17 protein-coding genes and 1 riboswitch are annotated in these 18,754 nt (G+C 71.5%); of the genes, 8 read left to right on the top strand and 9 right to left on the bottom strand.

Going from position 1 to position 18,754, the window contains the following annotated elements; translation table 11 throughout:
* The first annotated feature begins 144 nt into the window (after positions 1 to 144).
* Together ACFWQG_RS01110 and ACFWQG_RS01105 are read left to right on the top strand one after the other, a co-directional pair.
* Positions 145 to 1,188, top strand: coding sequence for an alpha/beta hydrolase (locus ACFWQG_RS01110; RefSeq protein ID WP_378505722.1), 1,044 nt, complete (start codon positions 145 to 147; stop codon positions 1,186 to 1,188).
* Entirely contained in the window at positions 1,185 to 2,204 is a 1,020-nt protein-coding gene (locus ACFWQG_RS01105) for an alpha/beta hydrolase (protein WP_378505721.1), read from the top strand. Before ACFWQG_RS01110 ends, ACFWQG_RS01105 begins: the two co-directional genes overlap by 4 nt.
* Here the strand turns inward: ACFWQG_RS01105 and ACFWQG_RS01100 are convergent.
* From ACFWQG_RS01100 to mca, 3 genes are read right to left on the bottom strand one after another with little or no spacing between them, the layout of a single operon-like run.
* Positions 2,201 to 4,261: a thioredoxin domain-containing protein gene (locus tag ACFWQG_RS01100; protein ID WP_378505720.1), complete on the bottom strand. Its 2,061-nt coding sequence runs from the start codon at positions 4,259 to 4,261 to the stop codon at positions 2,201 to 2,203. The two genes, ACFWQG_RS01105 and ACFWQG_RS01100, sit on opposite strands and share 4 nt — an antisense overlap.
* Before the next feature lie 10 nt (positions 4,262 to 4,271).
* Positions 4,272 to 4,586, bottom strand: a complete 315-nt coding sequence (locus tag ACFWQG_RS01095; protein ID WP_378505719.1) for a hypothetical protein — start codon at positions 4,584 to 4,586, stop codon at positions 4,272 to 4,274.
* The gene (mca, locus tag ACFWQG_RS01090; protein WP_378505718.1) at positions 4,583 to 5,494 is read right to left on the bottom strand and encodes a mycothiol conjugate amidase Mca; all 912 of its coding nucleotides are present in this window, start codon (positions 5,492 to 5,494) and stop codon (positions 4,583 to 4,585) included. Before mca ends, ACFWQG_RS01095 begins: the two co-directional genes overlap by 4 nt.
* Positions 5,495 to 5,709: 215 nt before the next feature.
* Between mca and ACFWQG_RS01085 the strand changes: the two genes are divergently transcribed.
* A complete protein-coding gene (locus tag ACFWQG_RS01085; protein WP_378505717.1) occupies positions 5,710 to 6,135 on the top strand; it encodes a DUF4307 domain-containing protein in 426 nt (141 codons plus the stop codon).
* A gap of 245 nt (positions 6,136 to 6,380) precedes the next feature.
* Positions 6,381 to 6,875, top strand: coding sequence for a transcription elongation factor GreA (greA, locus tag ACFWQG_RS01080; RefSeq protein WP_378505716.1), 495 nt, complete (start codon positions 6,381 to 6,383; stop codon positions 6,873 to 6,875).
* Positions 6,876 to 7,124: 249 nt separating this feature from the next.
* Here greA and ACFWQG_RS01075 read toward each other — a convergent pair whose 3' ends face one another.
* Positions 7,125 to 9,179, bottom strand: coding sequence for an SEC-C metal-binding domain-containing protein (locus tag ACFWQG_RS01075; RefSeq protein WP_378505715.1), 2,055 nt, complete (start codon positions 9,177 to 9,179; stop codon positions 7,125 to 7,127).
* A 130-nt stretch (positions 9,180 to 9,309) separates the two neighbouring features.
* Positions 9,310 to 9,405: riboswitch (TPP riboswitch) on the top strand.
* Here ACFWQG_RS01075 and ACFWQG_RS01070 point away from each other — a divergent pair.
* From ACFWQG_RS01070 to ACFWQG_RS01055, 4 genes are all read left to right on the top strand, one after another.
* Positions 9,393 to 10,097 (top strand): TenA family protein, encoded by a 705-nt coding sequence (locus ACFWQG_RS01070; RefSeq protein WP_378505714.1) that lies wholly within the window; start codon positions 9,393 to 9,395, stop codon positions 10,095 to 10,097. (Overlaps the previous riboswitch by 13 nt.)
* A gap of 8 nt (positions 10,098 to 10,105) precedes the next feature.
* Entirely contained in the window at positions 10,106 to 11,116 is a 1,011-nt protein-coding gene (locus ACFWQG_RS01065) for an ABC transporter substrate-binding protein (protein ID WP_378506034.1), read from the top strand.
* The gene (locus ACFWQG_RS01060) at positions 11,094 to 11,894 is read left to right on the top strand and encodes an ABC transporter permease (RefSeq protein WP_378505713.1); all 801 of its coding nucleotides are present in this window, start codon (positions 11,094 to 11,096) and stop codon (positions 11,892 to 11,894) included. The genes ACFWQG_RS01065 and ACFWQG_RS01060 overlap by 23 nt, the downstream gene beginning before the upstream one ends.
* Complete coding sequence (locus ACFWQG_RS01055) at positions 11,887 to 12,690, top strand: ABC transporter ATP-binding protein (protein WP_378505712.1); 804 nt, start codon at positions 11,887 to 11,889, stop codon at positions 12,688 to 12,690. The genes ACFWQG_RS01060 and ACFWQG_RS01055 overlap by 8 nt, the downstream gene beginning before the upstream one ends.
* 7 nt (positions 12,691 to 12,697) lie before the next feature.
* On the opposite strand, the gene ACFWQG_RS01050 is transcribed toward ACFWQG_RS01055, so the two are convergent.
* Genes ACFWQG_RS01050 through ACFWQG_RS01030 form a run of 5 tightly spaced genes read right to left on the bottom strand, consistent with a single transcriptional unit; the run spans position 12,698 to position 18,718 of the window.
* Complete coding sequence (locus ACFWQG_RS01050) at positions 12,698 to 13,075, bottom strand: type II toxin-antitoxin system death-on-curing family toxin (RefSeq protein WP_378505711.1); 378 nt, start codon at positions 13,073 to 13,075, stop codon at positions 12,698 to 12,700.
* Positions 13,072 to 13,275 (bottom strand): ribbon-helix-helix protein, CopG family, encoded by a 204-nt coding sequence (locus tag ACFWQG_RS01045; protein WP_378505710.1) that lies wholly within the window; start codon positions 13,273 to 13,275, stop codon positions 13,072 to 13,074. The genes ACFWQG_RS01050 and ACFWQG_RS01045 overlap by 4 nt, the downstream gene beginning before the upstream one ends.
* A gap of 37 nt (positions 13,276 to 13,312) precedes the next feature.
* Positions 13,313 to 15,814: a YecA family protein gene (locus ACFWQG_RS01040; protein ID WP_378505709.1), complete on the bottom strand. Its 2,502-nt coding sequence runs from the start codon at positions 15,812 to 15,814 to the stop codon at positions 13,313 to 13,315.
* A 37-nt stretch (positions 15,815 to 15,851) separates the two neighbouring features.
* Positions 15,852 to 17,729, bottom strand: a complete 1,878-nt coding sequence (locus tag ACFWQG_RS01035; RefSeq protein ID WP_378505708.1) for an SEC-C metal-binding domain-containing protein — start codon at positions 17,727 to 17,729, stop codon at positions 15,852 to 15,854.
* Positions 17,726 to 18,718, bottom strand: a complete 993-nt coding sequence (locus ACFWQG_RS01030) for a histone-like nucleoid-structuring protein Lsr2 (RefSeq protein ID WP_378505707.1) — start codon at positions 18,716 to 18,718, stop codon at positions 17,726 to 17,728. The genes ACFWQG_RS01035 and ACFWQG_RS01030 overlap by 4 nt, the downstream gene beginning before the upstream one ends.
* Positions 18,719 to 18,754: the final 36 nt, after the last annotated feature.

Genomic DNA, 18,754 nt, shown 5'->3' with positions numbered 1-18,754 from the left:
TGGTGGGATTGCGGGGGGTGGGGGGGGGATCCCCCCTCGGGCCGGGGGGGTTTGTTTTTTTTGGGCTCTCCCCTTTTTTCTCCCTCCCCCCCCCGCACCCGCCTCACCCCCCATCCACGAACCGTGCCGCTGCAAGGATCGCCGTTGAGCCCCTCACCCCACCTGCGTCGCGCCTGCGGGCTCGCCCTCACCGTCGGCCTGCTCACCCTCGGCCCGCCGGTCGCCGCGGCCCAGACTCCTGATTCCCCTGCGGCCCGGCAGGATTCGCCGGACACCGCGCCCCGCAGCGACCGCTGGGAAGCGATCGACGTGTACTCGCCGTCGATGCAGCGCAACATTCCGCTCGAGATCCTGCGGCCCGCGGACACCGGCACCCCGGCACCGACGCTGTACCTGCTCAACGGGGCGGGTGGCGGCGAGGACGGCGCCACCTGGGAGGCCCAGACCGACGTCGCGGAGTTCTTCGCCGGCAGGCACGTCAACGTCGTCGTTCCGATGGAGGGCGCGTTCAGCTATTACACCGACTGGCGCCACCCCGACCCCGGGCTCGCGAAGAACAGCGGCAACAACGGCATCAACATGTGGACCACCTTCCTCACCGAGGAACTGCCGCCGGTGATCGACGAGCGGCTCGACACCACCGGCGCCAACGCGCTTGCCGGGCTGTCGATGGCGGGCACCTCGGTCCTCGACCTGGCGATCCAGGCCCCGGACCTGTATCGCGCCGTCGCCTCCTACAGCGGGTGCGCGATGACCAGCGAGGCGCCGGGCAGGCAGTTCGTCACGATGGTCGTCGGTGCGGGCACCGGGGACGCCGATAACATGTGGGGCCCGCCCGGCGACCCGGAGTGGGCCGAGCACGACCCGTACCTCAACGCGGACAAGCTGCCCGACATCCCGATCTACGTCGCCAGCGGCAACGGCCTTCCCGGGGCGCATGATTCGCTCGCGAACCCCCGGCTGAACGGGAATCCGATCACGCTCGGCAGCCAGCTCGTGGTCGGCGGCGTCATCGAGGCCGCGACCAACTACTGCACCTACCGGCTCGCCGAGCGCACCCGCGATCTGGGCCGGACGAACGTGCAGTACGACTTCCGCCCGAACGGCACGCACTCGTGGGGCTACTGGCAGGACGACCTGCATCGCTCGTGGCCGATGCTCGCGGACGCGCTCGGGGCGCCCCGGTGACCCGGCGGCCCGCCCGCCGCGCCCTGCTGGCGGCGTTGGCGGCGACCGTGGTCGGTGCGCCGATCGCGACCACCCAGACCGCGACCGCCCAGACCGTGGTCCCCGACTACGTTCCGGTCGCCGCCGACGCCTCGCCAGCGATCGCGTCCGTCACCGACCTCGGCGACCGGCTGCTGCTGCTGCAGGTCGACTCCCCCGCGATGGGCCGTCAGGTGCCGGTGAAGGTGCTGCTGCCCGCCGACGACAGCCGCCCGCGCGGCAGCTACCTGCTGCTCGACGGCAACTCCGGTCAGGTGACCGAGAACAACTGGCTCGACCCCGAGCGCGGCAACGCGCGGGAGTTCTTCGCGGACAAGAACATCAATGTGGTGCTCCCGGTCGGCGGGACCGGAACCAACTACACCGACTGGGAGCGCGAGCATCCCACGTTCGGCCGCACCCGATGGGCCACCTTCCTCGGCGAGGAACTGCCGCCGCTGCTCGACGCCCGGCTCGGCACCAACGGCAGGACGATGGTCGGCGGTATCTCGTCCGGCGCCACCGGCGCGGTGCTGCTCGCCGAGCAGTACCCGGACGTCTTCGACGGCGCGGTCGGCTACAGCGGCTGCTACCTGACCGAGGGTCCGGTCGGCAAGGCCGTCACCGATCTCGTGGTCATCAACGGCGGCGCCGACTCCGAGCTGATGTGGGGACCGCAGGGCGGGGCGACCTGGCGGGCGCACGACCCGATCGCGGGCGCCCCGGCGCTGGCGGGCAAGCCGGTGTACCTCTCGTCCGGGACCGGACTGCCCGGCCCGCACGACGATCCGGCCGACCCCGGCTTCGCCAGGACCGTGGTCGTCGGTGGGGCGCTCGAGGTGGGCGCGAACCTGTGCACCGATCAGCTGGCGCAGGCGTTGCGCACTGCGGGGGCGGACGTCACCCGCAGCGCCGCCCCGGTCGGCAACCACGCCTGGCCGTACTGGCGCGACGAGCTGGCCCGCTCCTGGCCGGTGATCGAGGCCGCAACCCGCTAGCGGGCCAGCGACTCCAGCAGGGTCTCGACCTCGACGACGGGCCGCTCGCACACGGCGCCGCGGCACACGTAGGCGGCGGCCCGCCCATCGACGAGGGGCCGATCGGCCAGCAGTGGAACGGAATCCGGCGCCGCCCCGACGACGACCGCACCGCCCGGCGCGTGCCTGCGCGCGACGCCGAGCAGCCCAGAGTCGCCGAGCAGCCCCGCGTCCGAGTTCGCGGCATCGTTCGGGCCGGCCCCGCCCGTGGTGGCGACGGCCACCTGCAGCGGCCCGCGCACCGCGGCCTCCGCGACCGCGAGCCAGTGCCCGGCCGAACGCGGGACGCGGTGGAGCAGCAGCGCGCCCCGGTCGAGGGTGGCCGCGGCCGCCGCGGCATACCGGTGCGCGTCCGCGGGCCCGGTCAGCACCGACGCGGTCAGCAGCGCCTCCGCCATCGACGACGCCCCGGACGGGGTCGCGCCGTCGACCGGGTCCCGGGGCCGGGCGATCAGGGTCTCGGCGTCGTCGGCGGTGTCGAACCAGCAGCCCGGCGCGTCCGGGTCCGCGAAGTGCCGCTGCGCCAGGTCGAGCAGGCGCATGGCGTTGGTGAGCCACACCGGGTCCCCGGTCGCCTGGTGCAGGGACAGCAGACCGGTCGCCAGCGCGGCGTGGTCGTCGAGCACCGCGGCCGCCGCCCCGACCACCCCGCCGAGGGACGCGCGGCGCAGCCTGCCCTCGACCAGGTGCGTGGCGAGCAGATCCCGGGCGCAGTCCGTTGCCGCGTCCACCCACTCCGGCCTGCCCAGCCCGGCCCCCGCCTCCGCGAGGGCGGTGATCGCGAGCCCATTCCACGCGGTGACCACCTTGTCGTCCCGGTGCGGCTGCGGCCGCGCGGACCTCGCCTCGAACAGGCTGCGGCGCACCGCATCCCAGCGATCCGGATCGTCGGGATCGGCGGGCAGCTGCAGCACCGAGGTGCCCGCCTCGAAGGTGCCCGCGGTGCCCACCGCGAGCAGGCCGGCCGCCCACACCCCGTCCTCGAACCCGAGGATGTCGATCAGCTGCTGCGGCGTCCACACATAGGTCGACCCCTCGACGCCATCGGTGTCGGCGTCCAGCGCGGACGCGAAGCTGCCGGAGTCGGTTCGCAGGTCGCGGAGCAGGAACTCCGCGGTCTGCTCGGCGACCCGCAGCGCCAGCGGCGACCCGGTGCGCCGCGCCAGGTGCGCGTACACCCGCAGCAGCTGGGCGTTGTCATAGAGCATCTTCTCGAAGTGCGGCACCACCCAGTCGGCGTCGACGGCGTAGCGGGCGAAGCCGCCGCCGAGCTGGTCGAAGATGCCGCCGCGGGCCATCGCCTCCGCGGTCCGGGTCACCGAGTCGAGCACCAGCGCCGAGCCGGTGCGTTCGTGGCCGCGGAGCAGGCCCTCCAGCAGCGCGGACGGGGGGAACTTCGGGGCCCCGCCGAAGCCGCCCCGCGCGACGTCCTCGTCGGCGCGGACCGCGGCCGCCGCCCGGTCGAGCAGCACCGCGTCCAGCACCGCGGCGCCCGCGGGCAGGGCGCCGCCCGCGCCGCGCAGCTCCGCGGTGATCGACGCGGACGCCCGCTGCACGTCGTCGCGGCGGGTGCGCCAGGTGTCGGCGATCGCCTCGAGCAGTTGGGTGAAGGACGGCATCCCGCCGCGCGGCGCGGGCGGGTAGTAGGTGCCGCAGTAGAACGGCTCCGCGTCCGGGGTGAGGAAGCAGGTCATCGGCCAGCCGCCCTGCCCGGTCATCGCGACGGTCGCGTTCATGTAGAGCGCGTCGAGGTCGGGGCGTTCCTCCCGGTCCACCTTGATGCACACGAAGTGCTCGTTCATCAGCTCCGCGGTCGCGGCGTCCTCGAACGATTCGTGCGCCATCACGTGGCACCAGTGGCAGGCCGCATACCCGATCGACAGCAGCACCGGGACGTCCCGCTCGCGGGCCCAGGCCAGCGCGTCGGGACCCCACTGCTGCCAGTGCACCGGGTTGTCGGCGTGCTGGCGCAGGTATGGGCTGGTCGCGTCGCCGAGGGCGTTTCGGGACCTCGTCACCCCGTGCGCCCTACTTCGGGGACGACGCGGGCGGTTCGGGCTCGTCCCCGGTGCGCGCGGCGCCGGGTGCGCCCGCCGCTGGCGCCGCAGCCGCCCCGCGGTCGGTGCCCTCGTCGGCCTCCTGGTCCGCCTCCGGATGCTCCGGCTCGAACGTCTCCGGCAGCTTCTTGAGCTGCTTGTTCATCGACCGGATCAGCAGCACGGTGCCGATCAGCAGCAGCACGATCAGCACCAGCCCGACCGGGGATGCCTTGCCGAACTCGGGGCCGGTCGGCGTCCCCTGGGTCTGCGCCAGCCACACGACCGACGCGCTTGCCAGATTCACTTCTTCTCCTCCTGGTCCGGCTGCCCCGACGACGCGACCCCGACGTGGTCGACGCCGGTGAACAGGTCGGTTTCCGGGATCGCGGTGGTCACCCGGGTCTTGGCGAGCTCGAACTCCTCGGTCGGCCAGATCTTCTGCTGGATGTCGAGCGGCACCGCGAAGAACGACCCGTTGGGGTCGATCTGGGTGGCGTGCGCGCGCAGCGCGTCGTCCCGCTGCGGGAAGTACTCGCCGCAGGTGATCTGCGTCGTCACCCGGGCCATCAGGTCACCCTGCTCGGTCTTCCACTTCTTCAGCCACTCCGCCATCGGGAACTCCTCGCCGCGGGCGTCGTACTCGTCCTGGAACAGCTGCAGACGCTTGCGGATGAATCCGTGCGAGTAGTACACCTTCTGCACCTCCCACGGCGCGCCAGCGTCCGGGAACCGGTCCGGGTCGGCGGCCGCCTCGTACGCGGCCATCGACACCTCGTGGCAGCGGATGTGGTCCGGGTGCGGATAGCCACCGTTCTCGTCGTAGGTGGTCATCACGTGCGGACGGAACTCGCGGACCACCCGGACCAGCGCCTCGGTCGACTCCTCCAACGGAACCAGCGCGAAGCAGCCGTCCGGCAGCGGCGGCTTCGGGTCGCCCTCCGGCAACCCGGAGTCGACGAACCCGAGCCAGGTCTGCCGGACGCCGAGGATCCGCGCGGCCTCCGCCATCTCCTCCTTGCGGACCTCACTGATCCGGTCCCGGACGCCGGGGACGTCCATCGCCGGGTTGAGAATGTCGCCGCGTTCGCCGCCGGTCAGCGTCACCACCAGCACTTCGTTGCCCTCGGCGGCGTAGCGGGCCATCGTCGCAGCACCCTTGCTCGACTCGTCGTCGGGGTGGGCGTGCACGGCCATGAGACGTAATCCGCTCACAGTCTTCCTTCACCTCAGCTTCGCCTGGAACTCGATCGGGCCTTCCGGACACCGTCCACCCGTCGCGTCGACCGCGCGGGCGGGGGCCCGGTGTCCTTCCCCTATAGTTCCACCCGACACCTCCAGCGTCACCGTGACCCTGTCCGGATCGGCCGACGGAGGGCGCCCCGCCGGGCACGCGCGCCTGCCCGGACCGATGCACGAGAGTCGAGCAGATGACCGAGACGATCCCCTCCGACCGCTATCCGATGCCGCAGGGCAGCGTCCGCGGATCCCGGATCACCGCGATCGTGCTGACCATCGGCGTCGTCCTGCTCGGCCTCGCCGTCGCCTGGCTCGGGTACAACAAGTTCGCCGCGAAGGACATCGCGTCCGAGATGGTGCAGTATTCGATCGTCGACGACTCGACGATGGCGATGAGCTTCACCGTCACCCGCGAGGAGCCGTCCGAGGCGGCGCTGTGCATCGTCCGCGTCCGGTCACGGGACGGTTCCGAGACCGGTCGGCGTGAGATCGTCGTGCAACCGTCCGAGCATGGCACCGTCCAGATTGACACCCAGGTCACGACCTCCCAGCCCCCCGGCGTCGCCGACATCTACGGCTGCGGATCGACCGTTCCGTCCTACCTGACCGCGGGCTGAGTCCCGCCGGGTCCGTCCCGGTCGTGCGGGTGGCGCTGCCTCGACCTTCGCCGGGAAAATCCCAGCTCGTGCTAAAATACGGTGATACACGGTTCCGGGCAGGAACCGTGTATTGCTGCATTTGCAGTGGTGCTGTATTTGCATCCGGATGCGCGTGCGACGCGGACTCCGATGCACGACCACCGGTATCGGTGGTCCGTCCAGGGGACCCGTCCCCGGGTTCCGACTACGAGGAGTGATCGAGCATGACCGAGACCCAGGTGACCTGGCTGACCCAGGAGTCCCACGACCGGCTCAAGAGCGAACTCGACCAGCTCATTGCCAACCGTCCGGTCATCGCGGCCGAGATCAACGAGCGACGCGAAGAGGGCGACCTCAAGGAGAACGGTGGCTACCACGCTGCGCGCGAGGAGCAGGGCCAGCAGGAGGCCCGCATCCGCCAGCTGCAGGAACTGCTGAACAGCGCGAAGGTCGGCGAGGCCCCCACCCAGTCCGGTGTCGCCCTGCCCGGCTCGGTCGTGAAGGTGTACTACGACGGTGACGAGTCCGACACCGAGACCTTCCTGATCGCGACCCGCGAAGAGGGTGCCCGCAACGACAAGCTCGAGGTCTACTCCCCCAGCTCCCCGCTCGGCGGCGCCCTGCTCGACGCGAAGGTCGGCGAGACCCGCGAGTACATCCTGCCCAACGGCAAGACGATGAAGGTCACCCTGGTCAGCGCCGAGCCGTACCACGGCTGAGCCCGACCGCACCCAAGTGAACCCCGGACCCGGCAGCGTGCCGGACCGGGGTTCACTTGTCTCGGCGCGAAGATGGGGCGAATGCGCGGTGGGGCAGTCACCCCCTGCTCGACTGCCCCACCGGCCACCGGAACCGCCGGGCGCCGGTCCCCTTCCCCCAGGGGCCGTGCTCATCGGCTCACAACGATTCAGACGCGGCAATGCCCGGATCGGTTCCACCCGGGGACAGACCGATCTGTCGCGCGACGATCAGCGCGCCATGAACGCCAGGCTGAGGACGTCGACCAGCTCGTCCGGCTCGGTCTCCGCGGACCCGCACATCTCCACCAGTTCGCCCCGGTACCGCGGGTCGATCGGTTCGATCCCCCCGAACGCGCGGACGGACTCCCCGGTCGGTAGCAGCCGCGCACAGACCAGCCCGCCGACCGCGAAGTGGTGGCCCGCCACCGCGTCCACCACCTCGATTGGCTCGCCGCCCGCCACGTCGCACAGGGTCAGCGACCGTCCCGGTGACACCGCGGTCACCTCGTACACGCCGCGGCTGCCGCCCAGCCACTGCCGGGCCAGCTCGAGTTCCTGCGCGGGCAGCACCTGCGCGCGCCGGGCAACGAACTGCTCGAGGACCCCGCCCTCGAACAGCGCGGCGTCGATGACCAGGCCACCCTCGAGGGCGGTGATGGTTGCGTCCTCGTCGTCGGTGTGCGCGGCCCGGATCTCGGCGAGCTCGTGCACCAGGTCGAACAGTTCCGGGGTCCGGGCGAACATCAGCGCCTTGGTGTACAGCCAGGAGGCGCGGGCGTCGGCGGTCAGGTCGGACCGGCCGAGGTGGCAGGCCTTGTACTTGCGGCCGGACCCGCACCAGCAGCGGTCGTTGCGCCCCAGCTCGCGGCGGTCGGCGGGCTGATACCGCGCCAACACCTCCTGCAGGGTGTCCGCGTCGCCGCCCTCGATGCGGGCCAGCAGCGACTGCGCGCGCGGCACGTCGCCCGCGTCGGCGGCGAGCAGGGCCAGATCGAACGCGGCCAGTGTCCAGTCCGGGTCGCGGTCCAGCGCCAGCTCGAACTGGGTGACCGCGACGAGGACGTCGCCGCACTGGTCGGCGGCCTTGCCCGCCAACCAGTGCGCGGCGGGGCGCACCCGGCGGGACGCGTGCTCGATCAGCGCCGACGCCACCGCGTGCAGCGCCTCGGCGCGGTCGTCCCCGAGGGTGGCGAGGTCGAACGCGACCGCCGCCGCCGACGGATCCGCGAGGCCACGGAAGACCCGCGGGTCCACGGTCACCCGGGCAGCGGCGACCTCGGACGGATCCTCGCCCCGCTCGACCGCGTCGGCGACCTCGTGGACGAGGTCGGTGAGGTCGACGACGGACCCCGCCTCGGCGACGTTCAGCCGATTCTCCCGAGCGATCGACTCGACGAGCGCGGTCCGGTGATGGGCGTCGAAGTCGAAACCGTTCGGCGCCAGATAGTTCCGTTCGCAGACGTGGCCCGCGGCGGCGAGCAGTTCGGTCAGCGGCGCCGTCGGCGCGGTAAACAGGTCGGGATGCTCGGCGACCAACTGCCAGACGACGGGGTCGGTGTGCACGGCGCCGTCGGCGATCACCTCCCGCAGGGCGTCGATGAGGTCGGGGGCGGGTGCGGTCCGGTCCACGCGGACCAGCCGCAGCCGACCGCCAGCCAGCCCGAGGCCGATCAGGTCGCCCGCGGTCGCCGCGTGCAGCAGGTCCGGGTCGAGCAGCAGCCGCTCGATCTCCGGGGCAGCGAACTCGGTGCGGCCGCGGGCAGCGAGAGCGGCGGCGTCCGCGGTCGGGGAGACCACGGCGACCTCGCATTCGCCTCCGCGGGAACGGGATCCGGCGAGCACGGAAAGCGCGGACAGGTCCGGGTCGATGTCGAGAACCCCGGACGCGACCTCCTCCGCGGACAGCCGATGCGTGAACACCCGGCCCTCGAGCAGCCCGTCGAGCGCGGCAACCCGGCCGTCGGCGAGCACCCCGACGGGCGAGTCGTCGAGGGCGCGGACCACCGCGGCCATTTCCGCGGTCGTGCCGAGCCCCCGCTCGACGAGCGCGGCAACCCAGTCGTCGGTGCTGAGCGGGCCGCGGCGGCGCAGTTCCGCGATCGCGTGCCCGGCGGCATCGAGTTCGGGCACATCAAGTTCGGGCGCATCGGGTTCCGGTACATCGAGTTCGCGAGGGTCGGGTTCGGGTGCGGGATCCGGACGCGCTTCGGTGCGGGGGTCGGCGGCGCGGCGACCCACGATCTCGAGGTGCCGGTCACCACGGGATTCGGTCGAGGCGATCACCCGGTGATCGTAGGCGACGCACCCCGCGGCGTCGCCGACCGGACGCGAACGGGCGGTTGTCGGGTGCGGCTCTCGGCCGACGGTCCGGCAACCGCCGGGCCGGCGCAGACCGACCTGCTACCGTCGACGGTGTTCTGACACGGGGTGCTCCGCGACTGCGGGGCTGAGATGAGACCCGAGAACCTGTCCAGGTAATGCTGACGAAGGGATGTCATGGCTGTGTTGACGCATGCCACCACCACGGACCGCTTCACCGACCACCTGTGGGACGAGACGAAGGCGCTGCGGGTCGCGATCGACGACCTCGAGTTCCTGCACCGACTCGGCGACGGCACGCTGCCGCTGGCGGTGTTCCGCACCTACATCGAGCAGGATTCGCTGTACCTGATCGGCTACGCGAAGGCGCTGGCGATCCTCGCGTCCAAGGCGCCGGACCCGCAGACCGCCGCGTTCTGGGCGAACTCGGCCGCCAGCGCGGCCGCCGTCGAGTCCGCGCTGCACGAGGACCTGCTGCACGTCCTTCCGCCGCGGGACGACGAGCCGGAACACTCGTCCGCCTGCCTGGGGTACGTGTCGTACCTGATCGCGGCCGCCGCGACCGAACCGTACGCGGTCGGCGCCGCCGCGGTGCTGCCGTGCTTCTGGATCTACGCCGAGGTCGGCCGGGACCTCGCGGCCCGCGCGGCGAAGGTGCTCGCCGCCGACCCCGGACACCCCTACGCGCAGTGGGTGTCCACCTACGACGCCCCCGAGTTCCAGGAGTCCGCCGCCGCGGCCCGCGCCCTCGTCGACGCCGCGGCCGCCGCCGCGACCGACGCCGACCGGGCCGCGATGGTCACCGCCTTCACCGTCGCGACCCGGTACGAGCTGATGTTCTGGGACACCGCGCTGCACCCGCAGTCCTGGCCGCTGTCGTGACGGGCCGCATGATCCGCGCGCTGACCGGGATCGTCGCCGCCGCACTGACGTCGACGCTCCTCGCGGCCTGCGGCAGCGATTCGGGGTCGGACGGGACCATCCGGTTCGCGCTGGACTGGACACCGAACACCAACCACACCGGGCTGTACGTCGCGCAGCAGCGCGGCTACTTCGCGGACGCCGGTCTGGACGTCGAGATCCTGCCGTACACCAACACCGCCGTCGACACCGTGATCGACGCCGGGAACGCCGAATTCGGGATCAGCACCCATGATTCGTCGACCTTCTCCCGGGCCTCCGGCGCGCACACGGTGTCGGTGCTCGCCCCGCTGCAGCACTGGGCGACCGGGATCGGCGTCAAGGCCGACCGCGCGGACATCACCAGCCCGAAGGACCTGGACGGCACCACCTACGCCGGGTTCGGCGAGCCGGGCGAGAAGGAAACCCTGCAGCAGGTGATCCGAAACGATGGCGGCACCGGCGAGTTCACGTCCGTCACCCTCGGCACCTCCGCCTACGAGGCGGTCTACTCCGGCCAGGCCGACTTCACCGTCTCCTACCTCGCCTGGGAGGGCATCGAGGCCGAGCGCCGCGGGACCCCGATGAAGTACTTCCGCTACACCGACTTCGGGTTCCCGGACGCGTACGCGATCGTCGTCGACGGGAACGAGGACTGGCTCAGCGCCAACCCGGACGAGGCAGCGAGGTTCGTGCAGGCGCTGCAGCGCGGCTACCAGTTCGCCGCGGACCACCCGGACGAGGCGGCCCGGGACCTGATCGACGCCAACCCGGGTGCCTTCAACGACCCGCAGCTGGTGGTCGAGAGCCAGCGGATGCTGGCCGGGCAGTACATGAAGGACGCCGACGGGCGGGTCGGCACCCAGACGTTGGAGCAGTGGGCGGGGAACTCGAGTTTCCTGTACCGCAACGGCCTGCTCACCGGGCCGGACGGCGCGCCGCTGACCACCGAACCGGACTGGTCGACGTACTTCACCAATGACTACCTCGGCGCCCCGTAGCCCCACCGCACGCAGAAGCCCGTTGGCGTTGCCTGCGGTGGTGACGGTGGCCGTGCTCGTCGCCGTCTGGCAGCTGTACGTCCAGGTCAGTGGGATCCGTCCGCAGCTGCTGCCGTCCCCGCTGCGGGTGGTCCGGCAGGGCTGGGCGCATCGGGATGAGATCGGGGTGCACGCCGCGGCGACCCTGCAGGTGACGCTGATCGGGTTCGCGGTGTCGCTGGTGCTGGCCTGGGCGCTGGCGATCGTGGTGGACTTCTCGCCGTGGCTGCGGCGCGCGTTCGTGCCGCTGTTCGTTGCCTCCCAGACCCTGCCGATCATCGCGATCGCCCCGCTGATGATCATCTGGTTCGGCTTCGGGCTGCTGCCGAAGGTGCTCGTCATCGCGCTGGTCACGTTCTTCCCGATGGCGATCGGCCTGATCGAGGGGTTCGCCGCGGCCGACCGGGAGGCGGGTGCGCTGCTGCGCAGCATGGGTGCGTCGCGGCGGCAGGTGTTCCGGTACGTGCGGCTGCCGTCGGCGCTGCCCCGGTTCTTCACCGCGCTGCGGATCGGGATCACCTACGCCGTCGTCGGTGCGGTGTTCGCCGAATACGTCGGCGCCAGCGAGGGTCTCGGCATCTACATGAGCCTGCAGAAGAATTCCTTCCGCACCGACCTGGTGCTGGCGGCGGTGCTGGTGACCGCGCTGATCAGCATCACGCTGTACCTGCTGACGTTCGCCGCCGAACGCGTCGTCGCGCCGTGGGCCCGCGCCGAGGGTCGGGCGCGCCATGGGTGAGCGGCGCGGTGGCCGCCTGGTCGTCGACGGCCTCACCCGGTCGTTCCCGCAGCCCGGACGGCGGCCCGACCGACAGGTCCTCGGCGGGGTGTCGTTCACCGCGGAGCCGGGTGAATTCGTCTCCGTGATCGGCCCGAGCGGCTGCGGCAAGAGCACCGTGTTCGCGATGCTGGCCGGGCTGGACTCCCCCGATGCGGGCAGCATCGACTTCGGCCCCGGCACCGCGCACTGCGCGTACATGCCGCAGCAGGACCTGCTGTTCCCGTGGCGCACCGTCCTCGACAACACGATCCTCGGCCTGCAGGTGCAGGGTGTGCCGACCGCGGAGGCGCGGCGCCGCGCCAGGGAGCTGTTCCCCACCTTCGGGCTCGCTGGCTTCGAGGACGCCCGGCCTGCGCAGCTGTCCGGCGGCATGCGGCAGCGGGCGGCGCTGCTGCGGACCGTCGTCCAGGATCGGGAACTGCTGCTGCTCGACGAGCCGTTCGGTGCGCTGGACTCGCTGACCCGCACCGAGATGCAGGCATGGCTGCAGCAGGTGTGGCAGCGGTACCGGTGGATGGTCCTGATGATCACCCACGACATCCGCGAGGCCGTCTACCTCTCCGACCGGGTGGTCGTGCTGTCCGCCCGGCCAGCGACGGTGCGGCGCGAGGTGCGCGTCGACCTGCCGCGGCCCCGCGACCTGTCGATCGTCACCGCACCCGAATTCGTCGCGCTGGAACAGGAACTGCTGGAGGTGCTGCACGAGGAGTCGCGGCGCGCGCTCGCCGAGCAGGAATCCGCGCCGGGACGGTGACCCGGTGTCATCCGTCGAGGGCCGTGGTCCACCCGGTCAATGTGGCCGCAATCGTGTCGAGGTCAACGGCCCCGGTAGATGCGTCGATGACGAGGTCATAGGCGGAATCCTCGGGGGCGTCGAGATGCAGACCGTTCAGTGCGTAGAAGACGTAGGCGGCGACCCAGCACAGGCGCTTGTTGCCGTCGACGAGTGCGTGATTGCGCACGATCGACTGCACCAGCGCGGCGGCCTTGGTGTGCACGTCGGGATAGGCGTCGTCACCGAACACCGTCGAGGCCGGGCGGTGCGCGGCGGCGTCGAGGAGCCCGACGTCACGCACCAGGAGTCCGCCGAGTTCCTCGCAGATCGCCAGGAGGTCCTCGGTCGACAGGTATCGGGTCACTTCGACAGCCGGTCGAGCAGCGGGCCGTACTCGGCGACCGCGGCTCGCGCGGCCGTGCGCACCTCACTGTCCTGGGTGAGTCGAGCCGCCCGCTCGGCGATGGCGCGAATCACGGCTTCCTGTTTGCTGACGCCCTCTGACCGCGCCAGTTCGCTGAGCAGCTCGTCCTGCTCGGCCGTGAGTCGCAGCGTCATGCTCATGGAGCGATGATACCGCTCTGATACCACTCGACGGTCGTCACAACCCCAACGCCTCCCGCAGCCGCCGCACGCTCATCGCCCCGGGACGCTCCTCCTGCGGGAACGAGGCGAGCAAGCGGATTAGGTCGTCGCGGCGGGTCGGGTCGGTGGCCGCCTGCCGGGGTGTGACGCCGTCCAGCGCGGGAATCGCGTCGTCGAGCCACCGGGTCTCGTAGCCGCGGACAAACTCGTCGAGCATCGCCGCGGTCTCCGGATCGTCGGGGGCGGGCGGCAGCGCGGGCCGAGGACCGGCGACGAGATCGGCGGCCGGTGTCCGGGTGTCGTCGACGACGGTCATGCCCGGGTCGACGTCTTGCACCCGGTCGAGCAACTCCTCGAACCGTTCCTCGCTCATCGTCTCCACCGTCAACCGCCACGGCTCGACGGTGGTGTCGAGGGACAGGGTGCCGAGCACCCGGGTGCCATCCAGCCACGTCCAGCTGTCGCCGTCGGCGGCGCCGAACCGGCGGCTGAGCTTGCGACGCACCAACGTCGTGTCCGCGAGTTCGACCGTGGCACTGCAGGCCACCATCGCCGTGCCTTCCCCGGTCACGACCCGCACCGGCTCGAAGCGTTCGGACAGTAGCATCATCAGCTCGTCCGGATCGGTGTCCTCGCGCCCGACCAGGTCGATCGCGCGTCCGCGCTGCGCGAGGGTGATTGGCTCGATTCCCCCGAAAATCTGCATCCCGATTCCGGTCGACACCGCCCGGGCGACGATCAGGTGCCCGGTCTTCACCTGGGTGCTGCCGAGACGCTCCTCGACGTCGACACGGTCACCGGTGCGCAGGTCGCGCAGCGTCATTCCCTTCCCAACCCGCACCTCGTCGACCTCGTACACGGACCGGGGAGTAGCCAGCCACTGCTGCGCGAGGAGCAGCTCGTCGGCGGGGAGCAGTGCACCGCGGCGCCGCAGGAACTGTTCCAGCAGACCACCTTCGACGAGTCCGACGTCGACGACGAGGGGGTCGCGCATGGCCTCGAACAGTGCCGCTGGCTCGGCGGACCGTGTCCGACTCGACGCCAATCCGATCAGCAGCGCACCCCACTCCATCCCGAACGCGAACGCGACGGCCTTCTCGTACAACCAACGGGCCCGCCGGTCGAGCGGGAAGTCGGTCCTTCCGAGGTGACACACCTTGTACTTTCGTCCGGACCCGCACCAGCACTTGCCGTTTCGACCGAGCCCGGGATGCTCGACCGGCTCGAAGTCGTGCAGGAGGTCGTGCAGCGGATCGTCCAGCATCGCGTCCGTCCGGTGGATCATGGCGAGGGCTCGGACCGCGTCGCCACGGTCGGACGCCAGCTCGATCAGGTCCTCCAGCGCCGGACTCCACTCCGGATCAATCATGGTCGCGCGCTCGTAGTGCCGTTCGGCTTCAACGGAATCACCGCCGAATTCCGCTGCGCGACCGATGATCCAGTGCGCAGCGACCGCAGCCCGGCGGGGCCCCCGGTCCCGCAGGGCGATTCCCGCGCGGCGCAACGCCTCCGGCGACAAGCCCAGGTCGTGGATCGCGTCGTAGACCGCACTCGTCGCGACGGCCGGATCGACCAGTTCGGCGAGGGAATCCGCGAGGTCGGCAAGCACGCCCGCCGCATAATCGCCGCCGCTCGTCGCGTCCCGCTCACCCGCCCGGGCCAGGTCGAGGAACGCCGACACCCCCGGCGACGGATCGGTCGTGTTGGCGTCCCCGTCGATCCGGTCACCGTCCTCGCCGGACCCATCCAGACCAAACGCGCGCGCCAGGAGCCCCTCCGACGTCTGTCGGCGAGCGGCGGCGAAGTCGAAGCCCGCGACCGCGATGTAGTCGCCGTCCACGTCGTATCCCGTGGTGGCCAGTAGTTCCCCCAACGGTAGCGTCGGAGACCTGAACAGCGTCGGATGCGCGGATAGCAGCTGCCAGATAACGCTACCCAACTGGTCCATCCTCCCGTCCGGAACCACCGCGGCGAGCAGGGCGTCCAGGTCCGGTGGCGGAGCCGGATCCCCGTCCACAGATTGCAGTCGCGGCGCGCCGTCCACGATGGTGAGCGCGACGAGATCGCCGGGCTGGCACCCCGACAGCGCCTCCACCGGGACCAGCAGTCCCTCCTGGTCCCCGAACAGGTCCACATCGACACCCCGTGCGGCGAACAACGTGCGGTCGAACGGCGCAATCACGGTGCGGAAGTCGCTGTCCGCAGGGCCCCCGTCGAGGATCAACGTCATCGACGTCAGGTCCGGATTTGCGGCGAGGATCCCGGACGCGATCTCCGACTCGCTGAGCCGGTGCGTCAGGACCCGCCCCGCGAACAACGAATCGATCGCCACGTACCGCTCTCCCGGCAGGTATCCCACCGCCGCGTGATCGAGGTTGTAGATGTCGTCCCACAACTCATCCCAGTCACCGAGCCCCTCCTCTTCGAGAAGGCCGGCAAGCTCATCGACGGTCAACGGCCCGCTGGCGCGGAGCAGGTCGAGTACGGCGTCGGCAATGGGATCGGCCTGATCTGTCACCGGTCGATCGTAGCCAGGATCCAGACGGCCACACCGCTCAGATGTCCGCCAACCGGGCGATCACATCCTCCGGTTCGACGGTGTCGGCGGACAGCACCGCGAGCAGGTCGTCGCGGCGGGACGCGGGCACCGGAACGGCGCCGCCGAGGATCTGGGTTCGCTCGCCCGTCGGCACCACGCGGGCGCACACGACGTCACCGACCGCTAGCGGCTGCGCGCACGTCACGTCGACCGATTCGCCGGTGCGCAGGTCCCGCAGGGTCGCCGCCGCACCGTCCGCGGCGACCACCTCGTGCACCGACCGTCGCGCCAGCAGCCAGCGGCCCGCGAGGTCGAGTTCGTCGGCGGGCAGCAGCATCCCGCGCCGCGCAACGAACAGCGCGAACAGGCCTCCCTCGAACAACGCGGCGTCGAGCACCAGCGGATCCTCGAACGCCCGCGCGGCCGCGTCCTCCCCGTCCAGGCCGTCGGCGCGCAGGTCCGCGAGCGCGAACACCAGGTCGAACAGCGACGTCGACTGGGCGTAGAGGGCGGCCTTCTCGTACAGCCAGTGCGCGCGGTCGTCGAGGGTGGCGTCCGTCTTCCCGAGGTGGCACACCTTGTACTTGCGGCCCGATCCGCACCAGCACCGGTCGTTCCGGCCGAGCTCGGGATGGTCGGCGGGGGCGAAGCGCTGCAGCACCGCGTGTAGCCGCTCGGTGTCGCCGCCGTCGATGCGGCTGAGCAGCGACAGCCCCCGCTGCGCGTCCCCGCGGTCGGACGCGATCTGCGCGAGCTCGAACAGCGCGGGCGTCCACTCCTCGTTCATCGCGGCGGCGTCCTCGAAGTGGCGTTCCGCCTCACGGACGTCGCCGAGCGAGTCCGCGGCCATGCCCGCGAGCCAGTGCCCGGACGCCTTCACCCGCCGCGGCGCCCGGTCCGCGATCGCCAGCGCCGCCGTGTACAGCGCGGGCATCTGGTCCTCCTCGAACCCGCCGACCACGTCCAGCGCTGCGCCGGCCGCCGCCGGGTCCTCCAGTCCGGCAAAGGCTTCCGGATCAGACGCGACCCGCAGCGTGGCTGCGTCGAGGTCGAGGCCGTCGACGGTGACCTCGGCAACCAGGTCGACGAACGAGATCACCGCGTTCACCTCGTCGGGATGAAGGTCGTTCTCGCGGGCCACCATCGCGATATGCGACGCGAAATGGTGTGCGGCGAAATCGAATCCGTGCGCCGCAAGGTAGCTGCCCTCACGGTCGTAGCCCGCGGCATCGATCAGCTCGCCGAGCGGCACCGTCGGCCGAACGAAGAGGTCGGCATCGTCGGCGAGCAGCTGCCAGACGACGGTCTCGAGGTTGTCCGCGTTGTCCTCCCCGATGACGCGGTCGAATGCCGCGCGCAGGTCGGCGGGCTCGAGGGCGCCGTCGACGGCCGACAGGGCGAGCGCGCCGCCGCGCACCCGCACCGCGAGCACGTCGCCGTCGGAGAACCCGCGCAGGGCATCGGTGCCGACGTGCAGGACCGCGCCGTCGGGCAGGTCCGCGTCCGCGACGCCGAGCGCGTCGAGTTCGTCGGCGTCGTAGTCGGGGAACAGCGCCCGCACCGGGCCGTCCTCGGCCGCGACCACCGACAGGACCAGCGGCGCAAGGTCGGGTTCGGCGTGCAGCAGGCCCGAGGCGATCTCCCGGTCGCCGACCCGATGCGTGAACACCCGACCCTCGAGCAGGGTGTCGATCAGGGCGCGGCGGCCGTCGACGAGGACCACGAGGCTGGGGTCGTCGAGCAGTTCGACCGTCTCCAGCAGCTCCGGCGCGGGTCCGTGCCCGGCGTCGGCCAACATCTCCGCCCAGTCCTCGGACGTCAACGGTCCGTGCGCGCGCAGCACCGCGAGGGCGGCGTCGACGGCGGGGGAACTCGGCTCTGGTTTCGCGATCACCCCTCGATCGTAGGCGCCCGCGACGGCCGGGACCGCGCGGCGAGGAAGTCGCGGGTGACGGCGGCGGGGATGCGTCCCTTGTCCGACACCGCGATCCCCTGTTCGCGCGCCCACCGCCGGATCTCGGCCGGGGTCGGCTCGGCGACGGGGACCGGCGCGCCGGGCGCGAACGTCTGCTCGACCCGGCTGGTGGCCGCCGACACCTCCAGCTCGGCGAGGCAGGCGCCGAGCCACCGGTACGTCCACTCCTGCGCCAACTTTCGGGTCTCGCAGAACGCGACCGGGACGGTCGGGAACCGCGCCTGCAGTTCGGCGAGTGCCTCCGCGGCCGCCGCACCCGGCGCGTGCTCGAGCGTGAACAGCCTGCTGTACCTGTCCTCGACGACGATCGCCGCCCGCGGCAGCGCCGACAGTTCCGCCGCCGCGTAGGTCAGCTTCCCGGACAGCAGGCTGGACGCCAGGTCCGCCAACGACTTCCGCTCCACCGCGGCGACCACCTCCCCGTCGAGCTCGACGGCGTAGTCACCGGCGGCGAGGCGGCGCCGCGTGGTCGCGGCCTGCTGGTGGCCGAAAGAGTAGGCGTACTTCTCGCCGGTGTCGACGACGATGTCGAGGACCCTGCCGTGGGCGCGCGCGGTCGGGACCGTCACTGCGGGCCGGGCCTGCTTGGTGGTGCGCGGCGACTGCCAGAAGATCATCTCCCGCCCGCGGGCCCGGGTGAGCACCAGCTGCGACCGGTTCTCCCTTGCGCGGGTGAGCACCAGGTCGATCGCGGGTCCGCGGCGGGTGCAGGACCGCACCTGGTGCCGTTCGAGGATCTCGGCGTCCACCGGCCAGGCGTCGGCGCGGTGACAGTACACCTTCGACTCGCGCGGCCACGTCGACCGCGCCTTCACCACGATCCCGTTCGGACCAAGCGGAATTCGAACCAGGTACGGCAGCGTCGAGTCCGGGTCGGGATTCCGCGCGATCAGCAGGTCGTCGGGCACCCGCCCAGCATATGGAACTGTGCGCGAACTTCCCCC

This window comes from Rhodococcus sp. NPDC058532 (assembly GCF_042719255.1).
GTDB lineage: Bacteria > Actinomycetota > Actinomycetes > Mycobacteriales > Mycobacteriaceae > Rhodococcus_G.
Note: the sequence above shows the minus strand (reverse complement) of the source record. Positions and strands in the feature narration are given on the sequence as shown.

Coding starts and splice junctions, on each gene's coding strand:
- ACFWQG_RS01085 (WP_378505717.1), top strand. CDS start 5,710: ATGACCGAGACGATCCCCTCCGACCGCTATCCGATGCCGCAGGGCAGC.
- greA (WP_378505716.1), top strand. CDS start 6,381: ATGACCGAGACCCAGGTGACCTGGCTGACCCAGGAGTCCCACGACCGG.
- ACFWQG_RS01070 (WP_378505714.1), top strand. CDS start 9,393: ATGGCTGTGTTGACGCATGCCACCACCACGGACCGCTTCACCGACCAC.
- ACFWQG_RS01065 (WP_378506034.1), top strand. CDS start 10,106: ATGATCCGCGCGCTGACCGGGATCGTCGCCGCCGCACTGACGTCGACG.
- ACFWQG_RS01060 (WP_378505713.1), top strand. CDS start 11,094: ATGACTACCTCGGCGCCCCGTAGCCCCACCGCACGCAGAAGCCCGTTG.
- ACFWQG_RS01055 (WP_378505712.1), top strand. CDS start 11,887: ATGGGTGAGCGGCGCGGTGGCCGCCTGGTCGTCGACGGCCTCACCCGG.
- ACFWQG_RS01045 (WP_378505710.1), bottom strand. CDS start 13,275: ATGAGCATGACGCTGCGACTCACGGCCGAGCAGGACGAGCTGCTCAGC.